The 1,081-nt window shown below is 77.4% G+C and carries 1 protein-coding gene; it reads left to right on the top strand.

Annotated elements, in window-relative coordinates; all coding sequences use genetic code 11:
* The coding region (locus tag AB0G02_RS41870) for an AAA domain-containing protein (RefSeq protein WP_360806638.1) at window positions 1–906 on the top strand (906 nt) is incomplete at its 5' end.
* Between the last annotated feature and the right edge of the window lie 175 nt (window positions 907–1,081).

Below are 1,081 nucleotides of genomic sequence, written 5' to 3'. Positions count from 1 at the left end.
GACGCGGGCACGGCGGCGGCCGGGGTGCACTGGCTGACCGAGCACCACCGCTGCGCGCCGCACCTGATCGGGTTCGCCGCGACCCGGTTCTACGAGGGCCGGATCGCGCTGCTCACCACCCACCCGGCGATCGCGGACGTGGACTGCATCGACGTCGAGCGCGTCGAGGGCGACCGCGACGACAAGGGCGTCAACGCGGTCGAGGTGGACGCGGTGCTCGCGCACCTGCGCCGCCGGATCGCCGCCGGGGCGCGCTCGATCGGCGTGGTCACCCCGTTCCGGGCGCAGGCGGACGCGCTGGAACGGGCGCTGCTGGACCGGCTGAGCCTGGACGAGATCACCACGGGCGGGGTGCGCGTCGGCACCGTGCACGGGGTGCAGGGCTCGGAGTTCGACGAGGTGGTGGTCAGCCTGGCGCTGACCGACGCGGACCGGCCCGCCGCGTGGCGGTTCGCCGGCGACCGCAACCTGCTGGCCGTGCTGACCACGCGGGCGCGGCGGCTGGTGCACGTCGTCACCTCCGCCACCGAACCGGTCGGGCTCGTCGGGGAGTACCTGCGGCACGCGGAGGTCCCGCCGACCGAGACCGAGGGCGTCGCGCCCTCCGACGAGTGGACCGCGCGGCTGGCGGCGGAGTTGGCGGGCCTCGGGCTGCCCGCGCGGACCGGGTACCCGGTGGGCCGGTGGCGGGTCGACCTGGTGGTGGGCGAACGCGGCTCGGCCGTCGCCCTGGACACCCGGCCGCACCCCGACGGCCCGGCGGCGCACCTGGAGCGGTGGCGTGCCCTGCGCGGCGCGGGGTGGCGGGTGCGCGACGCGTTCCCCACCCGCTTCGCCCACGACCCGGCGCGGGCGGCGGTCGAGCTGGCGCGGGAGCTCGCGCCCGAGGCCGCCCACCGTCCCTGATCCCGGGCCTCGCCCGCGAACCGCTCCTCCACCGCACGTCCGGCCACCTCGCGCCGTGATCCGTTCGGGCTGCCGCGCGCTGCGGGCGAAGGCTCGATGTCGATCTCCGTCAGCACCGGCGGAGCCTGCCGGCGGCCCGCTGCGCCCCCGTCACGGAGAAATTGCCCGCGAGAGG

The organism is Actinosynnema sp. NPDC023658 (genome assembly GCF_040639995.1).
In the GTDB taxonomy this organism is placed as follows: Bacteria; Actinomycetota; Actinomycetes; order Mycobacteriales; family Pseudonocardiaceae; genus Actinosynnema.
The sequence above is the reverse complement of the archived record's forward strand: the minus strand, read 5'-3'. Positions and strand labels throughout refer to the sequence as shown.